At 71.1% G+C, this 18629-nt stretch carries 20 protein-coding genes; 12 read left to right on the top strand and 8 right to left on the bottom strand.

The window, feature by feature from the left end; all coding sequences use genetic code 11:
- The first annotated feature begins 232 nt into the window (after nt 1-232).
- The gene (locus AC07FN_RS06225; protein WP_478394640.1) at nt 233-1096 is read left to right on the top strand and encodes an NAD(+)/NADH kinase; all 864 of its coding nucleotides are present in this window, start codon (nt 233-235) and stop codon (nt 1094-1096) included.
- 16 nt (nt 1097-1112) lie between these two features.
- Here the strand turns inward: AC07FN_RS06225 and AC07FN_RS06220 are convergent, their stop codons facing one another.
- The gene (locus AC07FN_RS06220; protein WP_478394639.1) at nt 1113-1580 is read right to left on the bottom strand and encodes a DUF6194 family protein; all 468 of its coding nucleotides are present in this window, start codon (nt 1578-1580) and stop codon (nt 1113-1115) included.
- 180 nt (nt 1581-1760) lie between these two features.
- Between AC07FN_RS06220 and AC07FN_RS06215 the strand changes: the two genes are divergently transcribed.
- Complete coding sequence (locus tag AC07FN_RS06215) at nt 1761-3224, top strand: xylulokinase (RefSeq protein WP_478394638.1); 1464 nt, start codon at nt 1761-1763, stop codon at nt 3222-3224.
- A gap of 81 nt (nt 3225-3305) precedes the next feature.
- On the top strand, nt 3306-3656 hold the full coding sequence (locus AC07FN_RS06210; RefSeq protein WP_478394637.1) for a DoxX family protein: 351 nt from the start codon (nt 3306-3308) through the stop codon (nt 3654-3656).
- A 107-nt stretch (nt 3657-3763) separates the two neighbouring features.
- Here AC07FN_RS06210 and AC07FN_RS06205 read toward each other — a convergent pair whose 3' ends face one another.
- The gene (locus AC07FN_RS06205) at nt 3764-4213 is read right to left on the bottom strand and encodes a hypothetical protein (RefSeq protein ID WP_478394636.1); all 450 of its coding nucleotides are present in this window, start codon (nt 4211-4213) and stop codon (nt 3764-3766) included.
- Between the two features lie 133 nt (nt 4214-4346).
- On the opposite strand from AC07FN_RS06205, the gene AC07FN_RS06200 reads away from it, so the two are divergent.
- The 3 genes from AC07FN_RS06200 to AC07FN_RS06190 all read left to right on the top strand — a co-directional run bounded on the left by AC07FN_RS06200 (nt 4347) and on the right by AC07FN_RS06190 (nt 6247).
- Nucleotides 4347-5486 carry an AI-2E family transporter gene (locus tag AC07FN_RS06200; protein ID WP_478394635.1) on the top strand — a complete coding sequence of 380 codons (1140 nt, stop codon included), beginning with the start codon at nt 4347-4349 and terminating at the stop codon, nt 5484-5486.
- Between the two features lie 72 nt (nt 5487-5558).
- A complete protein-coding gene (locus tag AC07FN_RS06195; RefSeq protein ID WP_478394634.1) occupies nt 5559-5972 on the top strand; it encodes a phage holin family protein in 414 nt (137 codons plus the stop codon).
- Nucleotides 5969-6247, top strand: a complete 279-nt coding sequence (locus AC07FN_RS06190; protein WP_478394633.1) for a hypothetical protein — start codon at nt 5969-5971, stop codon at nt 6245-6247. Before AC07FN_RS06195 ends, AC07FN_RS06190 begins: the two co-directional genes overlap by 4 nt.
- A 7-nt stretch (nt 6248-6254) precedes the next feature.
- On the opposite strand, the gene AC07FN_RS06185 is transcribed toward AC07FN_RS06190, so the two are convergent.
- Nucleotides 6255-6440 (bottom strand): hypothetical protein, encoded by a 186-nt coding sequence (locus AC07FN_RS06185; RefSeq protein ID WP_132480729.1) that lies wholly within the window; start codon nt 6438-6440, stop codon nt 6255-6257.
- Between the two features lie 168 nt (nt 6441-6608).
- Here AC07FN_RS06185 and dgoD point away from each other — a divergent pair, with 168 nt between their 5' ends.
- Both dgoD and AC07FN_RS06175 read left to right on the top strand, forming a co-directional pair.
- On the top strand, nt 6609-7754 hold the full coding sequence (dgoD, locus tag AC07FN_RS06180) for a galactonate dehydratase (protein WP_478394632.1): 1146 nt from the start codon (nt 6609-6611) through the stop codon (nt 7752-7754).
- 277 nt (nt 7755-8031) lie between these two features.
- Entirely contained in the window at nt 8032-8319 is a 288-nt protein-coding gene (locus tag AC07FN_RS06175) for a hypothetical protein (protein WP_478394631.1), read from the top strand.
- Between the two features lie 117 nt (nt 8320-8436).
- On the opposite strand, the gene AC07FN_RS06170 is transcribed toward AC07FN_RS06175, so the two are convergent.
- The 4 genes from AC07FN_RS06170 to AC07FN_RS06155 all read right to left on the bottom strand — a co-directional run bounded on the left by AC07FN_RS06170 (nt 8437) and on the right by AC07FN_RS06155 (nt 11883).
- Nucleotides 8437-9495: an LLM class flavin-dependent oxidoreductase gene (locus AC07FN_RS06170; RefSeq protein ID WP_478394630.1), complete on the bottom strand. Its 1059-nt coding sequence runs from the start codon at nt 9493-9495 to the stop codon at nt 8437-8439.
- Nucleotides 9495-10013: an SRPBCC family protein gene (locus AC07FN_RS06165; RefSeq protein WP_478394629.1), complete on the bottom strand. Its 519-nt coding sequence runs from the start codon at nt 10011-10013 to the stop codon at nt 9495-9497. The genes AC07FN_RS06170 and AC07FN_RS06165 overlap by 1 nt, the downstream gene beginning before the upstream one ends.
- 106 nt (nt 10014-10119) lie before the next feature.
- Nucleotides 10120-10617 carry a winged helix-turn-helix transcriptional regulator gene (locus tag AC07FN_RS06160; protein WP_478394628.1) on the bottom strand — a complete coding sequence of 166 codons (498 nt, stop codon included), beginning with the start codon at nt 10615-10617 and terminating at the stop codon, nt 10120-10122.
- A 51-nt stretch (nt 10618-10668) separates the two neighbouring features.
- Complete coding sequence (locus AC07FN_RS06155) at nt 10669-11883, bottom strand: helix-turn-helix domain-containing protein (RefSeq protein WP_478394627.1); 1215 nt, start codon at nt 11881-11883, stop codon at nt 10669-10671.
- Nucleotides 11884-12227: 344 nt separating this feature from the next.
- Between AC07FN_RS06155 and AC07FN_RS06150 the strand changes: the two genes are divergently transcribed.
- Genes AC07FN_RS06150 through lpdA form a run of 4 tightly spaced genes read left to right on the top strand, consistent with a single transcriptional unit; the run spans nt 12228 to nt 17161 of the window.
- Entirely contained in the window at nt 12228-13193 is a 966-nt protein-coding gene (locus tag AC07FN_RS06150) for a thiamine pyrophosphate-dependent dehydrogenase E1 component subunit alpha (RefSeq protein ID WP_478394626.1), read from the top strand.
- A gap of 13 nt (nt 13194-13206) precedes the next feature.
- The gene (locus AC07FN_RS06145; RefSeq protein WP_478394625.1) at nt 13207-14238 is read left to right on the top strand and encodes an alpha-ketoacid dehydrogenase subunit beta; all 1032 of its coding nucleotides are present in this window, start codon (nt 13207-13209) and stop codon (nt 14236-14238) included.
- 2 nt (nt 14239-14240) lie between these two features.
- Entirely contained in the window at nt 14241-15758 is a 1518-nt protein-coding gene (locus AC07FN_RS06140) for a 2-oxo acid dehydrogenase subunit E2 (RefSeq protein WP_478394624.1), read from the top strand.
- An 8-nt stretch (nt 15759-15766) separates the two neighbouring features.
- The gene (lpdA, locus tag AC07FN_RS06135; protein ID WP_478394623.1) at nt 15767-17161 is read left to right on the top strand and encodes a dihydrolipoyl dehydrogenase; all 1395 of its coding nucleotides are present in this window, start codon (nt 15767-15769) and stop codon (nt 17159-17161) included.
- A gap of 38 nt (nt 17162-17199) precedes the next feature.
- Here lpdA and AC07FN_RS06130 read toward each other — a convergent pair whose 3' ends face one another.
- Nucleotides 17200-18384, bottom strand: coding sequence for a cytochrome P450 (locus AC07FN_RS06130; protein ID WP_478394622.1), 1185 nt, complete (start codon nt 18382-18384; stop codon nt 17200-17202).
- Nucleotides 18385-18629 lie beyond the last annotated feature (245 nt).

Genomic DNA, 18629 nt, shown 5'->3' with positions numbered 1-18629 from the left:
CACCGCTTGCGGGCGACCGGCTTCCGGCGAATCGTTGTGGTGGAACGATTCGATGATCGCATCGCGCCGCCCCGGATGTCGGGCATTGCCGGGGGAACCGGCCGCAAACCATCCGGTCCGGTGACGGGCGCATCGGCACCGAGCACTCGACGAGCGGCGATGCACCACAGTGGACTGATCCACTTCAGCATCTACAGTGGACGACCGCTCCCGGACCGGAAGGCGGCTGGCGATGGGACTGATCGAGGCGGTCGGCCTGGTGCTGCACCCCGCGCGGCACCGCCCCGACGTGATCGGGACGATCACGACCTGGGCGCGCGCCAGGGACATCGAGGTGCTCGGCACCCCGGCGGAAGTCGCCGGCTACGACCGGACGATCACCGCCCTGCCGCCCGCGCAGCTGGCCCGGCGCGCGAACCTCCTCGTCAGCCTCGGCGGCGACGGCACCATGCTCCGGGCCCTGCGGCTGGGCTGCGAGCACCGGATCCCGGTGCTCGGCGTGAACCTCGGGCGGCTCGGCTTCCTCGCCGAGATCGACGTGCCCGAGCTGGACGAGGCGCTGTGCGCCATCGACGAGCACCGGTTCACCGTCGAGACCCGCTCCGGGCTGCGGATCAGCACCGCCGACCGCGAGGTGGTCGCGTTCAACGACATCGCGCTGGTGCGGGTGCCCGGCCACGGCATGGCCCTGGTCGAGGTGCAGGTGGAGGGGCATCCCTTCGTCGACTACGCCGCGGACGCCGTCGTCGTCGCCACGCCCACCGGCTCGACCGCCTACAGCTTCTCCGCCGGCGGCCCGATCATCTCCCCCGACGTCGAAGGCCTGCTGGTCACGCCGGTGGCGCCGCACTCGGTCTTCAACCGCGCGCTCTTCCTGTCCCACCGGGAGAAGCTCGCGCTGCGCGTCCTGCCCACCAGCAGCGAGCTGGGCGTGGAGGTGGACGGGCAGCTGGTCGCGCACCGGTCGGCGGGCACGGTCCTGGACATCGCCGTCGAACCCGCCGCCGCCCGGGTGGTGCGGCTCGGCCGCACCACGTACTACCAGCGTGTGCAGCGCAAGCTCCACCTCACCGGCTCGGCGGCCGAAACCACCTGAGCCGTCCCGGCACCGGTCAGGACCTGGCCTTCCGGGCCTTCTGGTTGGCGTGCTTGCGGGCCGCGAAGCGGTGCGCCTCGTCGAGCAACCGCCGCACCTCGTCGGCGGTTTCCGGCCCCGGGTTCACCACGCACACCCAGTACTGGGAGGCGTAGTGCGGGTGCGGCATCACCTGGTCTCGCGCCGCGTAGTCGAACTCCGTGACGAGCACGCCGCTTTCGTCTCGGGTCGTGGGCGCCGGGCCGAACCGCTTCGTGTAGGAGTCCTTGGTCAGGCCGATGTTGATCCGGTAGGCGCCCGGGTGGTCGAGGTCGGAGACCGCCTCGTAGTGGTCGCCGGTCACGATCGTCGCGAACGGCAGCCAGCGGTCGTCGGGGAGATCGCCGTCCGGGTCGTGGACGAAGAACGCGTCCCCGGCGTGCTCGACGGCTCGGACCCCGTCGAAGGTCTCCTCGATGTATCGCTTCGCGTCGGTGGCGTCCACCGGCAACCTCCTCGTTCTCACCGGTCTCGGTCCTTCAAGTTTCTCATTGAAGATGCTTTTGAGACTTTTCCGAGAAACACCTGGAGAATCCGGAGCTCGACGCCGGATAACCTTCAAATCGCAGTTCACGACCCGCGGGGGCCGGACCGGGCCGCGCGGGGCCGGTGGTAGTTGTTGCTCATGCACGCACCGGAAGTGATGCTGGGGATCGACGTCGGGACGACGGCCGTCAAGGTCGCCGCCTTCGGCCTGGACGGGACGCCGGTCGCCGCGCACACCGCGGGCTACCCGATCGCCCGGCCGCGGCCGGGCTGGGCCGAGCAGGACCCGCTCGACTGGTGGCGCGGTTGCGAGGCGGGCATCCACGCCGTCCTCGCCGGGCTCCCGGCGGGCGCGGTGCGGTCCGTCGGCGTCGTCAGCCAGGTGAACACCCACGTCTTCGCCGACGAACAGCTGCGCCCGCTGGCACCGGCGATCATCTGGCAGGACCAGCGCTGCGCCGAGATCGCCCGCGAGCTCGACGCGCGGTTCACCCCGGCGGAGAAGACCCGGATCTGGGGCGGGCCGATCGTGCTCGACGCGTCCTTCGTCGGGGCCCGCGCGGAGTGGTTCGCGCGCGCCGAACCGGCGAAGTGGGCCCGCACCCGGTGGGTGCTCAGCCCCAAGGACTTCGTGATCGCGAAGCTCACCGGCCGGCTGGCGACCGACCAGCTCTCCGGGGTCCGCGTGGCCGGCTCCGCCGGGTACCTGCCGGAAGCCGTCGGGGTCGTCGACGGGCTCGCCGAGAAGCTGCCGGAGATCCTCGCCCCCGAGGCCCCGGTCGGTCGCGCGACCCATCCCGCGCTGGGCGCGGCCGAGGTCGCGGTCGCCACGATGGACGCGTTCAGCGCCGTCTTCGGCAGCCGCACGACCGAGGCCGGGCGCGGCATGGTGCTGTGCGGGACGTCGCTGGTGGTCGCCGGCGCGTCGCACGAGTCGGTGCCGGTCGGGGAAATCGTCACGTTCCCGCCCCGGAACGGGCTTTTCGTGCACGCGGGACCGACGCAGGCCGCGGGCGACGCGCTGCGCTGGTGGGGCGAGGTCGCGGGCCTGAGCATCGAGGAGGTGCTCGCCGCCGCGGCGACCGGAACCCCGGGAGTGGTCTTCACGCCGCACCTGATGGGCGAGCGCGCCCCGCTGTGGGATTCCGACGTGCGGGGCAGCTTCTTCGGGCTGAGCTCGGCGACGTCGACGGCCGACATGTCCCTCGCGGTCCTGCAGGGCGTGGCGATGTCCGGCAGGCACGTGCTCGACGCGGTGGAGCGGGCCTGCGGAAACCCGCTGTCGTCCCTGACCTTCTCCGGCGGCGGCGCGCGAAGCGACCTGTGGACGCAGATCCACGCGGACGTCTTCCAGCGCCCCGTCGAGCGGCTGCGGGTGCACGACAGTGCCGTGCTCGGCGCGGCCCTGCTGGGCGCCGTCGGCGCGGGCATCTACCCGGACATCGAGACCGCGGCCGCCGAAACCGTCGCGGTGGACCGCGTCTTCGACCCCGCACCTGGCGCCGACCGCCTCGCTCCCCTGTACGAGGCGTACCGCGGCTCGCACGCGGCCCTGCGCGATCTCCACGGCCACCTCGCGGAATGGCGAGCCGCGAACGCCTGAGGACCGGGCCTGTCACAACTCGGGGCGCTCCCACGTCCTATCGGCGAAAGCAGCCGTCCCCCGACCGAACAGGGAGCGAACATGATCGAACCGTGGTGGCCGCTGGCCGTGCTGGCCGTCGTCCAGTTCGGCGATGCACTCCTGTGCGTCAAGCCCGTCGCCTTCGTCCGCCAGTGCCTCGCCGACGTCGGCTTCCCCGAGCGGTTCTGGTGGCTGCTCCCGACGCTGAAGGTCGCGGCCACCGCGGGGCTGGTCATCGGCATCTGGTTCCGCCCGCTGGCGATCCTGACCTGCGCGGCCCTGGTGCTGTACTTCCTGATCGCGTTCACCTCGCACGTCCGCGCGAAGGACTTCGGCCGGAACCTGTTCCTCAACTGCACCGGCATGCTCGTCGCCTGCGGCGCGGCCCTGGTCTTCAGCATCGTCGCCTGACCACGCCCGGGGGGCCGGCGCGGATCGACCACCGATCCGCGCCGGCGCGGAGTTGCGCGGCCCCAGCACCGGAAAAGCGTTGCCGCGCAACCGGATCACCGGGCTGCTCAGGCCCGTCGCAGTGCGTCCGCGTCCTCGAAGGTGAGCGCCTGGTAGATCGCGGAGAGGAGTTTGAACGCCTCGCCGTGGCAGGTGCTCCCGCCGCACGGCGCGCCCTCGTCGTCGCGATCGGCGCCGGTAGAGGGGCGGACGGACGTGGCCACGGACGCGATGATGCTGTTGCAGAGCGTCGCGAGCCTCCTGTGCTGCTCCTCCGGCGAGAGGGAAGCGAGCGCGCCGAAGAGCGCCTTGGTCGCCTCCCCGGGGCCGAGGCCGCTTCCGTGTTCGGGGAACCGGATGTTGAACAGCGGAACTTCCCCTCCGGTCCGGAGCTTCGCCGGGTCCGGCTCCACCCTGAGCTGGCCGACGAGACCGGTGAGCGTGATGCTCCCCGCCTCCACGGTCTCCCCCACGCTCGTTCGCAGCGCTTCCTCCAGGTTCGGAAGCTTGGGCGCCATCTCTTGCTCCTCGGTAACGGCTTTTGCGGTTCGGGTGCGCGCACCCGAACCGACCGTACGAACGCGGCAACGCCCACGCAGGCCGAAAGCGGACGCGTCCCCCCTCTGCCGACGAAGATCACCGGCACGTTTGATGATCAGCACCGCGGGCCAACCACGGGAGGTGGACGGTTCGGGGCGGGGCGATGTCGCGGGGTCGGTTCCGCGCGGCCTGCGCGTCGCCGCGGCCGTGGGATGGCGGCTGCTGGTGCTGGTGGCCGTCGCCTGGGTGCTGTGGCAGGTGTTCAGCCTGCTCTACGGCGAAGTCATGTCGGTGGCGGTGGCGGCGCTGCTGGCCGCCTTGATGTCGCCGGCGGTGCGCTGGCTGGTCCGCAGAGGGCTGAACCGCACGCTCGCGACCACCGCGGTGCTCGTCGGCGGGCTCGCCGCGCTCGGCGCCGTGCTGGCCGTGGTGATCAACACGCTGGTCGCGGGGCTGGCCGGGCTGAGCGAGCAGCTGGTGGCCAGCTTTCAGCAGATCCACACGTGGCTGATCCGGGGCCCGCTGAGCCTGAGCCAGCAGGAGCTCAACCAGGTTTTCCAACAGCTTTCGGAGGCGCTGCGGATCGACCGCGGCGGCCTGCCGACGACCGCGCTGGCGACCACCGGCACCCTGCTGCGGTTCCTCGCCGGCGTGCTGCTCGGCCTGTTCACCCTGTTCTTCTTCCTCCGCGACGGCGACTCGATCTGGCGGTTCCTGGTGCGGGTCACGATGCCGCGCGCGATCCGGTTCCGGGTGCGCACCGCGGGCGAGAACGGGTTCACCACGCTGGTCGCCTACGTCCGCGCGACCGCGGCGGTGGCGTTCATCGATGCGGCCCTGATCGGCATCGGGGCCACCGCGCTCGGCGTGCCGCTGCCGTTCGTGCTGGCCGTGCTGATCTTCCTCGGCGCCTTCGTGCCCTACATCGGCGCGGTCGTCACCGGCGGCCTGGCGGTGCTGGTCGCGCTGGCCGCCAACGGCGTGATCACCGCGCTGATCCTGCTCGCCGTGGTCGTCTGCGTGATGCAGCTGGAGGGGCACGTGCTGCAGCCGCTGCTGCTCGGGCACGCCGTGCGGCTGCACCCGCTGGCCGTCGTGCTCAGCGTGACCGCCGGTTTCACCCTCGCCGGCGTCGGCGGCGCGGTCCTGGCGGTGCCGCTGGTCGCCACGGCGAACACCGTCATCCGCGCCCTGCACGAACAGGCGCGGACGCCCCCGGAACACGGCGGCAACGGCCACCACCAGCCGTGACGCAGGAATGACCACCGCGCGGAACGGGTACTGCCGGTGCACGCCCGAAGTTGTGTGGAGGGACGCCGAACGATGCATACCGAACCCGTGCACGCGCCGGACCTGTCGCAACGATCCACCGCGCGGCTCGTCCGCGACGTCAGCGAGCAGCTCTCGCGCCTGGTCCGCACCGAAGTGCGGCTGGCGCAGATCGAGTTGCGCAGCAAGGGCAAGCAGGCAGGCATGGGGGCGGCGCTGATCAGCGCCGGAGGCGTGCTGGGACTGCTCGGCGGCGCCATGCTCATCGCGACCGTGGTGCTCGCGCTGGACATCGTGCTCCCGGCCTGGCTCGCCGCCCTCATCGTGGCGGTCGCACTGCTGGCGCTCGCGGGTGTCGCGGCGCTGGTGGGGCGATCGCGGCTGAAGCGCTCTTCGGGCGCGCTGCCGGAATCCCTGGAGTCGATCAAGCAGGACTACCGCGATCTGGGCAAGGCGCTCAAGCGATGACCAGGCGTCGCGAGGAGGAGCAGGAACTCGCCGGGCTCCGGGCCGAGCACGACCTGACCCTCCATGAACTGGGCAACACGCTCGACGAGCTCATGCACCGCGCGGACATCCGCGGCCGGTCGAAACGGGCCCTGAGCGATGCCATCGCATGCGCGGGCGACCGCGCGGCTCGACTGGCGAACGGAACCGCGAAGCCCTTGCTGGCGATCGCACTCGTCGCCGGGGGCGTGATCGCCTACGCGATGACCAGGATGCTCCGCAGGCCGGGGCGGTAGTGCCGGGTCAGATCCGGACGACGTCGGCGGAGACGAGGCCGGTCGTGCCGAGCTGGCGCCGCGGCCGCCGGGTCCCCCACGGGCCGCGGATCGCGATCCGATCGCTCGGCACCGGGCAGGCGCGGCGACCTTCGACCGGCCGGTGAAGCACGACGTCGTTGCCGGACGTGGCGTGACTGGGCACAATCCTCACCCCGAGAATGGTGGTTTCGGCTCAAGAACGCAGCGGTCGGACAAGCGCTGCTTTAACCATTGTGCAACACGAGGCCGTTGTGGTAACGCCCGGCCCGCACACCCGACGCCATCAGGTGTTATCGACACGGAGAGCTACCGCGTGCAGCGGTCGCCGGAAGGCGGTTCGATGAAGATCGTTTCGTTGGAGACCTTTTCGGTCGCGCCCCGCTGGCTGTTCCTGGCCGTGCGCACCGACGAGGGCATCACCGGCTGGGGCGAGCCGGTCGTGGAGGGCCGCTCCGCGACGGTCGCCACCGCCGTCGAAGAACTCTCCGACCACCTCCTCGGCCAGGACCCGTTCCGCATCGAGGACCACTGGCAGGTCATGACCAGGGGCGGCTTCTACCGGGGCGGGCCCATCCTGTCCAGCGCGGTGGCCGGCATCGACCAGGCGCTGTGGGACATCAAGGGCAAGGCGCTCGGCGTGCCCGTCCACGAACTGCTCGGCGGCGCGGTGCGCGACCGCGTCCGCACCTACTCGTGGATCGCCGGGGACGAGCCGGACCGGGTCGCCGACCACGCCCGGGAACGCATGCAGGAGGGCTTCGACGCGGTCAAGATGAACGGCACCGGCAGGGTGCGCGCGCTGGAGTCCAAGGCCGAGATCGACCTCCTGGTGGGGCGCGTCGCCGCGGTGCGGGAGGCGATCGGTGACCGCGCCGACATCGCCATCGACTTCCACGGCCGGGTCTCCCCCGCGCTCGCCCGCGAGGCCTGCCGGCTGCTGGAACCGCTGCACCCGCTGTTCGTGGAAGAACCGATCGTGCCGGAGCTGACCGCCGACTTCGGGCGGATCTGCGCGTCCACCACCGTGCCGATCGCCACCGGCGAGCGGCTGTACTCGCGGTGGGACTTCCGCGACGTGCTCGGCTCGGGCATCGCGGTCGCGCAGCCGGACCTGTCGCACGCTGGCGGGATCTCCGAGGTCCGCCGCATCGCGGCGATGGCGGAGGCGCACGGCGTGTCCTTGGCCCCGCACTGCCCGCTGGGGCCGATCGCGTTCGCGGCATCGCTGCAGATCGACTTCGCCTGCCCGAACGCGCTGATCCAGGAGACCAGCCTCGGCATCCACTACAACACCGGCTCGGACCTGCTGGACTACCTCGTCGACGCGAGCGTCTTTGACTTCCACGACAGCCACGTCGACCGGCTCACCGGCCCGGGCCTGGGCATCGAGGTCGACGAGGCGGCGGTGCGCCGAGCCGCGGAAATCGGACATCGCTGGCGAAACCCGTTGTGGCGCAACGAAGACGGCTCCCTGGCGGAGTGGTGACCGACCAGAACGGAAAGCCTTTTTCATTGCTGCGGAATCCGAAAAGACGAATGATCCTCAGTGGACCGAACAACTCGCGCGCCCCGGAACGCGGATGGTCACGATGCCCCGACCGCGCCCTTTTCAGCGTCTGGGGGACAAAGCACGCAGCCCGAACGGGGCACGATCGACCACAGCCCGAAACACGGCGGCCGGGGGTGACACACATTGGGGGCGCAGGCCCTGCTGGACACCCGGATGCAAGGCAAGTTCCCAGTCGCACCACCCCTTTCAAGCAATGAGGAGATTGAGAATGCGCACCACCGCCAAGCTCGCCCTTGCCGCCGCAGCAGCCACCGGCCTTCTGCTGGGCGCCCAGGGGCTCGCCAGCGCCGACGAGAACCCCTTCTGGCAGCAGCCCCAGCAGCAGGAGCAGCAGCAGCCGCAGCAACAGCAGCCGCAGCAGCAGCCGCAGGAGAACGCCTGGAACGACAACAACCAGGGCTCCGGTTGGGGCGCCCAGAACGACGCCCAGCAGGACATCAGCCCGTCGGCTTGGGCGCTTTGGGGTGCCTGGGGGCAGTGACCTCGGCGTGATCACGACCTGATTCGCACCGGAAAACCTTCGAGGGGCGCCGCGCACCGGCGCCCCTCGAAGGCTGTCGCGGGGAAGAACGCGTACAGCGTCAGCCGGGAACCGTTGTCAGGCGGCCGATTCCACCTCGCGGACCAGGTCGATCGCGCGGCCCAACGTGGTCAGTCGTTCGTCGAGTGTTTCGCCCGCCGGGTAGAGCCGGACGGTGTCCACGCCGGCGTCCTGCCAGACGCGCAGCCGGTCGCGGACCATCTCCTCGGTGCCGATCAGCGTCGTGCCGAGCACCATCTCGTCGGTGACCAGCGCCGCCGCGCCCTCGCGGTCACCGGCCTGCCACCGCTCCCGGACCTGCGCCGCCACCTCGGCCCAGCCCTGGCGGCTGTAGGCGTTGTTGTAGAAGTTCGTGCTGGACGAGCCCATCCCGCCCAGGGAAAAGGCCAGCTTCTTCTTGCGGTCGGCCAGCATCCCGCGCAGTTCGCCCGCATCGGCGGCGAAGGCGACCTCCGCGCCCTGGCAGACGTCGAGATCGGCCCGGGTCCGCCCGGCCTCGGCCAGGCCCGCGTCCAGGTGCGCGAAGTACGCCTCGGCCGCGCCTTCGGGCACGAAGCTGGTGCCCAGCCAACCGTCGGCGACCCTGCCGGTCAGCCGGAGCATCCCGGGCGACAGCGTCGCCAGGTAGATCGGGATGTCGTGCTCCGCCCGCGCCGACAGGCGCATCGGCTTCGCATCGCTGTCGGGCAGCGGGATCTGGAACCGGCTGCCGGAGAAGGAGATCTTCTCGCCAGAAAGCGCCGCCCGGATGACCTCCACGGTCTCGCGCATCCTGGCCATCGGCTTCGCGAACGGCACCCCGTGCAAGCCCTCGATCACCTGCGGACCCGACGGCCCCAGGCCCAGCAGGAACCGGCCCTCCGACAGCTGCGACAGGGTGATCGCCGCCTGCGCGATGGCCACCGGTGTCCGGGTGCCGAGCTGGATGATCCCCGAGCCGAGCAGCAGGCGTTCGGTGCGGGCCGCCAGGTAGCCCAGCGTCGACGGCGCGTCGGATCCCCATGCCTCGGCGACCCAGACGATGTCCAGGCCGAGCTTCTCCGCCTCCACCGCGAACTCGACCGGCTCCGACCAATCGGCGCCACCGGAGGCCTCGATCGACGTGGCCGTGCGCATCAGGCGTCCACCTCGCTCTCGGCGAGTTCCTTGATCGCGGCGAGGTTCGCGGCGATGGCGGCCTCGAACTCCCGCAGCCGCACGAAGACGATCTTCTGCTCCTTCTCCGGCATCCCGTCGATCGCCAGCGACAGCCCGGAGCGACCGGGGCCAAGCCGCACCCACTGCCGCAGCACTGCACCGCCGTCGGCAGGCTCGACGGTGAACCGCCAGGTCGCGCTCGGGGTGTCCGGATCCGTCACGGCCCAGGCGAAGACCCGCACCGGCTCGAACTCGACGATGTGGGAGGTCGTCGACCACTCCCCGAGCGCGTCGTGCTCGTTGTGGCCGACGAACCTGGCGCCCAGCGCCGGGCCGGTCGCCCCGTCCGCCCACTCCACCGACTGCAACTCCGAGCTCAGCCGAGGCATCAACTCGATGTCGGACACCAGCTCCCACACCCGGTCCGGCGGTGCGTCGATCCGCGTCCGCAGCTCCACCGTCGGTCCGTCCGCATACCTCGCGCCCGTCCACTCCACCGGCCGACCTCCTCGTCGCTTCGCCCTTGTCAGGGCGATGACCACGAGAGTTGCTTAACAAGACTGGCATGTCAAGGGCCGCGAGTGCGCAACCCGGCGACTCGGTTCAGCGCGCGAACCGGCGCTGGACGTCCGGCCGTTCGGCGAGCTTGGGCGGATATGCCGGCCCCAGCCGCTTGCTCGTCTCCGCAGACTTCAACTGCTCGCCGCACGCCGAGCACACCACTTCGGCGTGGCAGTCGTGGCCGCAGCGGTCGTGGTGCATGGTCACCGGCGGGCCTTCCTCGCCCGCGAGCCACTTGTCGCCCCACCGCGACATCGCGGCGAGGACGCCGAAGAAATCGCGCCCCTTCTCGGTCAGCACGTAGTCGTAGCGCACCGGGAAGCTGTCGTACTGCCGCTTCTCCAGCAGCCCTTCGTCCACCAGCCGCCGCAACCGCTCCGAGAGCGTGTTCCGGGCGATGCCCAGTTCCTGCTGGAACTCGTCGAACCGCTTGATCCCGTAGAACGCCTCGCGCAGCACCAGCGGAGTCCACCAGTCACCCAGCAGATCCATCGTCCGCGCGATCGAGCACGGCCAGCGTGCGAAGGAGGTGCGCTTCATGCCGGCGAGACTACAAGTCCCACGACGCAACCCACCTGCTGAGCGCGCCGGTCAGCGGAGCGCGGTCACGTCCAGCTCCGCCAGGAAGCGGTACGGCCGGTGGTCCAGGAGATCACCGAACCTCTTGCGCAGCCGGGACATCTCCGCGCGCACCGTGATCGTCCGCGTCCGGTCGGCGAACAGCTGCTCGGCGAGCTCGGCGGCGCTTCGGCCCGCCCGGTTCTCCGCCAGGTCGAGCAGGATCTGCGCGTGACGCCCGCTGAGCGGATACGTCCAGTTCCCGGAGCTGCGGTGCACCGTCAGGGCAGCCCGGCCCGACCTGCGCACGTCGACCACGACGCGGGCCACCGATGGCGCGTCCGGCGCGCACGGTCGCAGCAGGATGCCCTCCGGCAGCGGTTCGAACGAGCAGACGCCGAATGCCGGCAGCCACACCTCCTGCGAGTCGAGGCGATCCGGCAGCGCGATGCGGTCCAGCGGCGGCAGCCCGGTCGAGGCGGCCACCCAGCCGTTCGGATCAACCACCAGGGCCTGCCCGTCGATCTTCGCCAGCAGCGGCGCGGCCACGGCGCGCAACCGGTCCAGGCGGGTGCGGTGGGCATCGCGCAACTTCGCCTCCGCCAGCCCGGCCACCGCGCGGACCAGCGCCAACGTGCTCGGGTGCATGGTGTCGGCGGGTCCGCTGACATCTACCGCGCCGAGCAGCCGCCCGTCGCGCGGGTCGCGGATCGGGGCGGCCGCGCAGGTCCACGCGTGGTGGCTGCGCACGTAGTGCTCGGCCGAGTGGACCTGCACCGGGACGCCCTCGACCAGGGCCGTGCCGATGGCGTTCGTGCCCACCGCGTTCTCCAGCCAGCACGCGCCCTCGACGAACCCGAGGCGGTCGGCCCGGCGGAACACGCCAGGATGCCCGTCCCGCCACAGGACCCGTCCCTCGACGTCGACGATGACCACGATGTGCCCGGCGCTCTCGGCCACCGGGACCAGCCCGCTGCGCAGCGCCAGCAGCGCGTCATCGGTGATGCCGCAGGTGGCGCGGCGCCGCTCGACCTCGCCGGCGGACACCGGTCGGCTTTCCGCGCCGTGGTCCGGATTCACGCCCTGGTTGCGCGCGCGGCGCCAGGACTCGACGATCAGCTGCCGCGGCCGCGCCGCCGGGCGGCGGCCGCCGATGACCGCATCGTGCGCGCGGGCGACCGCGTGGGCGTACTGCCGCGGATCGGCGCCCACCGGGAGCGCGGCCTCGTCGAGGCGATGGGTCCGCATGGCCAACTCCTGTCGCTCGGCGCAACAACGCTGTCTCGCCCGCATCACGCCGCCACAGGAGACGACCGGACCGGGCGTGTGCGCAAGGGTTGCACGGGGTTGCATCCCTCGTCGAGGCCCTGCGATCGGGATGATCTCCGATCCACAGAGGATGCGACTCGACGAGAAGATCGTTGCCACCGCGCGACATCCCGAATTGCAACCCGCTGCAACGCTGTCCCGCGCTTCCGAGATCCGCTTATGTTCGCAGCCCAAGAGCCACGGCGGGTCTGCGCGATCCGATCGGGCGGGCCCCCGCCCGGTCCTCGCGTCGCCAGGCCACCAGCACGCGGAAGAGGAGCGAGATGGCCTTGAACGAGCAAGAGCTGCTGCGCGCTTATCGAAGGATGTCCGAGATCCGCGCGTTCGAGGACCGCCTGCACGAGGAGAACGCCACCGGCGACATCCCCGGGTTCATCCACCTGTACTCCGGGCAGGAGGCGATCGCCGTGGGCGTGTGCGAGAACCTGCGGGACACCGACTACATCGGCTCCACGCACCGCGGCCACGGGCACTGCATCGCCAAGGGCTGCGACCTCCGCGGGATGATGGCGGAGATCTTCGGCAAGGACGACGGCCTGTGCCACGGCAAGGGCGGATCGATGCACATCGCCGACCTCTCGGTCGGCATGCTCGGCGCCAACGCGATCGTCGGCGGCGCGCCGTCGCTGGCGATCGGCGCCGCGCTGAGCGCCAAGACGCTGCGCAACGGCGGCATCGCCGCGTCGTTCACCGGCGACGGCGGCTCGAACCAGGGCACCGCCTTCGAGGCCATGAACATGGCCGTGGTGCTCCGGCTGCCGATCATCTTCGTCATCGAGAACAACGGGTTCGGCGAGGCCACCGGCACCGACTACGCGGTGGGCGCGCCGGACATCGCCGCCCGGGCGGCGGCGTTCGGCATGCCCGCGGTGAAGGTCGACGGCACCGACTTCTTCGAGGTGCACGAGGCCGCCCGGCAGGCCGCCGAGCGGGCCCGCGACGGCGGCGGTCCGACCACCATCGAGGCCCGGGCGAACCGGTTCTGGGGCCACTTCGAGGGCGACGCACAGCTGTACCGGACGCCGGACCAGGTCGCGGAGCTGCGCCGGACGCGGGATCCGCTGCAGAACTTCCGCGACAAGGTGGACCCGAAGAAGGTCACCGCGGCGGAGCTCGACGCCATCGACGAGCAATCCCGGGAGCTCGTCGACGACGCCGTCGCCCGTGCCCGCGCCGCCGCGTACCCGCCGATCGAGAACCTGCTCACCGACGTCTACGTCTCCTACTGAGGGGAAGGCAACGATGACCGCGTCGAAGAAGACGTACCGCGAGGCTGTGAAGGACGCGCTCTGCCAGGAGATGGAGCGCGACGAAACCGTCGTGCAGATCGGCGAGGACCTGCGCGGCGGCCATGCCGGCACCAACCCGGACCTGGAGACCAAGAAGATCGAAGCATTCGGCGGCGTCCTCGGCGTCACCAAGGGCCTGTGGACCCAGTTCGGCTCCGAGCGCGTCATCGACACGCCGATCACCGAGTCCGCGATCATCGGCATGGCGGCCGGCGCGGCGCTGACCGGCCTGCGGCCCGTGGCAGAGCTGATGTTCATGGACTTCTTCGGGGTCTGCTACGACGCGCTCTACAACCAGGCGGCCAAGTTCCGGTACATGTTCGGCGGCAAGGCCCGCACGCCGATGGTGATGCGCGGCATGATCGGCGCCGGGTTCTCCGCGGCCGCCCAGCATTCGCAGTCGCCGTACAACGTGTTCGCCGCCGTGCCCGGTCTGAAGGTCGTGGCACCGTCGAACGCCTACGACGCCAAGGGATTGCTGATCCAGGCCATCCGCGACGACGACCCGGTGGTGTTCTGCGAGCACAAGACCCTCTACGACACGACGGCCGAGGTGCCGGACGAGGCCTACGCGATCCCGTTCGGGGTGGCCAACTACACCCGGCAGGGCACGGACGTGACGGTGATCGCCCTGTCCGCCATGGTCAACGCCGCCAACGACGCGGCCGACCGGCTGGCCGCGGAAGGCATCTCGGTCGAGGTCGTCGACCCGCGCACGGTCTCACCGCTGGACGAGGAGGGCATCCTCGAATCGGTGGCCGCCACCGGCCGGGTGGTCGTGGTGGACGAGTCGGCGGCGCGCTGTGGTTTCGGCCACGACGTGGCGGCGCTCATCGCGACCAAGGCGTTCGACTCGCTGCGGGCGCCGGTCGAGCTGGTGACGCCGCCGCACACGCCGGTGCCCTTCTCCCCCAAGCTGGAGAAGGCCTGGCTGCCGGATGCGGCCCGCATCGAAACCGCGATCCGCAGGCTGGTGGCGAGCTGATCATGAGCGACATCAACGTGATCGAAGTGCCGAAGTGGGGCCTCTCCATGGAGGAGGGCACCATCACGAAGTGGCTGGTCGACGAGGGCGCCGGGTTCCGCAAGGGCGACCCGATCTGCGAGGTGGAGACCAGCAAGATCACCAACGAGATGGAGGCGCCTTTCGACGGCGTGCTGCGCCGGATCCTCGCGAAGCCGGGCCAGACGCTGCCGGTGGGCGCCGCGATGGCGGTGTCGGCGGACGCCGACATCCCGGACTCGACGATCGATGAGTTCCTGGCGGCAAACGGTTCTCCTGCGCCGGAACCCGCTGCGGTGCAGGAAGTTTCGCCGGCCGCGGCACCAGTCGCGGCACCTGCTGCCGCACCAGCTGTAGCACCGCCTGTAGCACCGCCTGCCGCCGCATCACCGCCCGGCGCGACGGTTGTCCCGGCGGCGCTTGCGGGCTCGACGAACGGCGACGTCTTCGCGACGCCGCGCGCGCTCAAGCTCGCGACGGAGCTCCAGGTCGACCTCGGCAAGGTGCCCGGCACCGGCCGCACCGGCCGGGTTTCGGTGGCCGACATCCACGACGCCATTCGCGCGGCAGGCGGCGCGGTCGCCGAACCGGCGGCACCGCAGCGCAACGGCACGCCACCACGGTCCACACAGGACGACCGCGGCGTCAACGCCACGACGGTGGCGCGTCGCCTTGCGGCGAGCCTGGGCATCAACTTGCACGACTGCCGGGCCACCGGGGCGCGCGGCCGGGTGTGCGTCGCGGACGTCCGCGAGGCGGAGCGGAAGTTCCTGCCCACGACCGGACCCGAGGTCCGCGAAACGGCGGTGGCACCGGAATTCGAGACCGTGCCGCTCGATTCGATGCGCCGGGCCATCGGCCGGCGGCTGCAGGCCTCGAAGCAGAACTCCCCGCACTTCCGGCTGACCGCAGACCTGGAGATCGACGCCCTGCTCGCCCTCCGGAAGCAGATCAACGCCACGGTGCCGGCGGTCAAGCTCTCGGTGAACGACTTCATCGTCAAGGCGTGCGCGGCAGCCCTGCGCAAGGTCCCTGACGTCAACGTCCAGTTCGACGAGGAATCACAGGCGGTGCTGCGGTATTCCGCCGCCGACATCTCCGTCGCGGTGGCGCTGCCCTCGGGCCTCATCACGCCCATCGTGCGCGGGGCCGACGCCAAATCCTTGGCCGAGATCTCCGGCGAGGTGCACTCCCTGGTGACCAAGGCAAAGAGCGGCCGGCTCAAGCCCGAGGAGTTCCAGGGCGGCACCTTCACGGTCTCCAACCTGGGCATGTTCGGGGTGCGCGAGTTCGACGCGATCATCAACCCGCCGCAGGCGGCGATCCTCGCGGTCGGATCCGGCGAGCAGCGCCCGTTCGTCGACAATGGACAGATCGTGCCGCGGACGGTGCTGACGGTGACGCTCTCCTGCGACCACCGGGTGATCGACGGTGCCCTCGGCGCAACGTTCCTGCAGGAGCTCAAGCGCTTCGTCGAATCACCGGCCCTGATGCTGGTCTAGGAGGAACGATGAGCGAGAAGTACGACGTGCTCGTCATCGGCGGCGGGCCCGGCGGCTACGTAGCGGCCATCCGCGCCGCCCAGCTCGGGCTGCGCACCGCCGTCGTCGAACGAGACCGGCTCGGTGGCATCTGCCTGAACTGGGGATGCATCCCGACGAAGGCGCTGCTGCACGGCGCGGACGTCGCCCACACGCTGGCGAACCTGCGGCCGCTGGGCTTCAGCGCGAGCGGCGTGGAGTTCGAGATGGCGCAGCTGGTGGCGTTCAGCCGCTCGGTCTCCGACCGCCTCGCCGGCGGCGTCGAGTACCTGATGCGCAAGAACGGCGTCGATGTCGTCACCGGGTCCGCCCGGTTGGTCGACAAGGGCGTCGTCGAGGTCGCCGGGGAGCAGGTGACGACGCTGCGCGCCGATCACGTGATCCTGGCGACCGGCGCGCGCCCCCGCTCGCTGCCCGGTGTGGTGCCCGACGGGGACCGGGTCTGGACGTACTTCGAGGCGCTGGTGCCCGCCGAGGTGCCGAAGTCCTTGCTGGTCATCGGATCCGGCGCGATCGGGGCCGAATTCGCCAGCCTCTACAACGATCTCGGCAGCGAGGTGACGCTCGTGGAGATGGCGCCGCAGGTCATGCCCGCCGAGGACGCCGCGGTCGCCGAGCACGTGCGCAAGGGGTTCGAGAAGCGCGACATCCGGGTGCACACCGGCGCATCGGTGTCCGAGGTCGCCGCGGCGGCCGATCACGTGACCGCGACGCTGAACCTCGCCGACGGCACGGCGCAGCGGCTCACCGCCGAGCGCGTCCTGGTCGCGGCGGGCGTCGAGGGCAACGTGGCCGGGCTCGGGCTCGAAGAGCTCGGGGTCGAGGTGGAACGCGGATTCGTCCGCACCGACCAGTGGTGCCGGACCAACGTGTTCGGCGTCTACGCGATCGGGGACGTGGCGGGCGCACCGTGCCTCGCCCACAAGGCGAGCCACGAAGGCGTGGTGTGCGTCGAGCGGCTCGCCGGGGTCGAGCACGTGAAGCCGCTGGATCCGGGCCACATTCCCGGGTGCACCTACGCGCGGCCGCAGGTCGCCCGCCTCGGCCTGACCGAAGCGCAGGCCCGGGAGACCGGGCGGCCGCTGCAGATCGGCCGGTTCGACCTGCAGGCATCCGGCAAGGCGATGGCCATCGGCGAGGCGGACGGCTTCGTCAAAACCATCTTCGACGCCGCGACCGGCGAGCTGCTGGGCGCGCACCTGGTCGGCCCGGACGTCACGGAACTGGTCCAGGGCTTCGGGATCGCGCGTTCCCTGGAGGCCACGGCCGACGACCTCGCCGAGGTCGTCTTCGCGCACCCGACCCTGTCGGAGGCAGTGCACGAATCGGTCCTGGCAGCCCTGGGCAGGCCGCTGAACGCATGACCGCTTCCGCGGGGCCCGGCGAACCCGGGCCTCGCGGATCACGAGATCTGCTGCAGGCGGATCGGCAGGCCGTCGATCGGCATCGGGCCGGTCCCGTAGCGCATCCGCGGCTCGTACCCGGCCGGGACGGTCCACCGGAACCGCAGCAGCAGCTGGTGCATGATCGCCTTGAGCTCCATGCCGCCGAAGTGCATCCCGATGCACTTGTGCACGCCGCCGCCGAACGGCGCCCACGCGTAGCGGTGCACCTTGTCCTCCCGGCGGTGCTCGGCGAAGCGCTCGGGATCGAACTCGTCCGGCGCGGGCCACCACTGCGGCATCCGCTGCGTCGCGTACAGCTGGGCGACCACCCTGGTGCCCGCCGGGATGTAGTGGCCGAGGATCTCGGTGTCCGCGACCGCCTGCCGGAACAGCCCGCCCACCGGGGCGTTGAGCCGCATGACCTCCTTCAGCACCATGCCCAGCAGCGGAAGCCCGTCCGGATCGGGCCGGTCGATGGCCTGTTCCCCCAGCGCGCGGGCCTCGGCGCGGAGCCGCTCCTGCCACTCGGGATGCCTGCCGAGGTAGTAGGCCGCCATCGCGAGCGTGATCGTGCTGGTGTCGTGCGCCGCCAACAGCACGAAGATCATGTGGTTCACGACGTCGTCGTCGGAGTACCGGTCGCCTTCGTCTGTCTCGGCCCGGCACAGCACGCTGAACAGGTCGCTGCCCGTTCCGGCGCGCTTGGCTGGGATGCGCTCCCGGAAGTACTCCTCCAGCAACCGCCGCCCGCGCAGCCCGCGCGCCCAGGTGCCACCCGGCACGTCGGCGCGCAGGATCGCCTGACCGCCGTGCACGGCCGCCACGAACGCCCCGGCGATCCGGTCCGCGTCGGTGCCGGGGCGTTCGCCGACGAACACCTCGGTGGCCAGGTCCAGCGTGAGCCGCTTCGCCGCGGTGTACACCGGGAACCGGTCGCCCGGCCGCCACCGCGCCAGACCGCGCTCGATGGCCGGCGTCATCGCGCCCAGGTAGTCGGCGAGGCGTTCGCGGGTGAACGCCTGCTGCATGATCCGGCGGTGGTGCAGGTGCTCCTCGAAGTCCATGAGCATGACGCCGCGGCGGAAGAACGGGCCGATCAGGTAGTCGTAGAAACCCTCGTTGCCGAACGCCTTCTCGCGGTTGGCCGCCACCACCTCGACCGCATCGGGCCCCATCACGGTGACGACCTCGGTGCCGAGCACCGAGCATCCCGCCCCACGACACCGGTCCGAACTCCGCGTAGCGGCGGCGCGAGGCCTCCAGCAGATCGGTCAGCACGCTGATGGTGTGCCCGATGACCGGCAACCCGTAGTCGCCGAGCACCGGCTTCAGCCCCGAGCCGGGCGGCGGCGCGGCCAGCGGCCGGACCGGGGACGCGAGCCGCTCGGTGCGGGAAATAGCGGACTGCAGCTGCCTTTTGAGCGCATAGGCGATCACCGGCGCACCT

This window comes from Saccharopolyspora sp. NPDC045941 (assembly GCF_056431445.1).
This window is presented reverse-complemented; position numbering and strand designations above follow the sequence as displayed.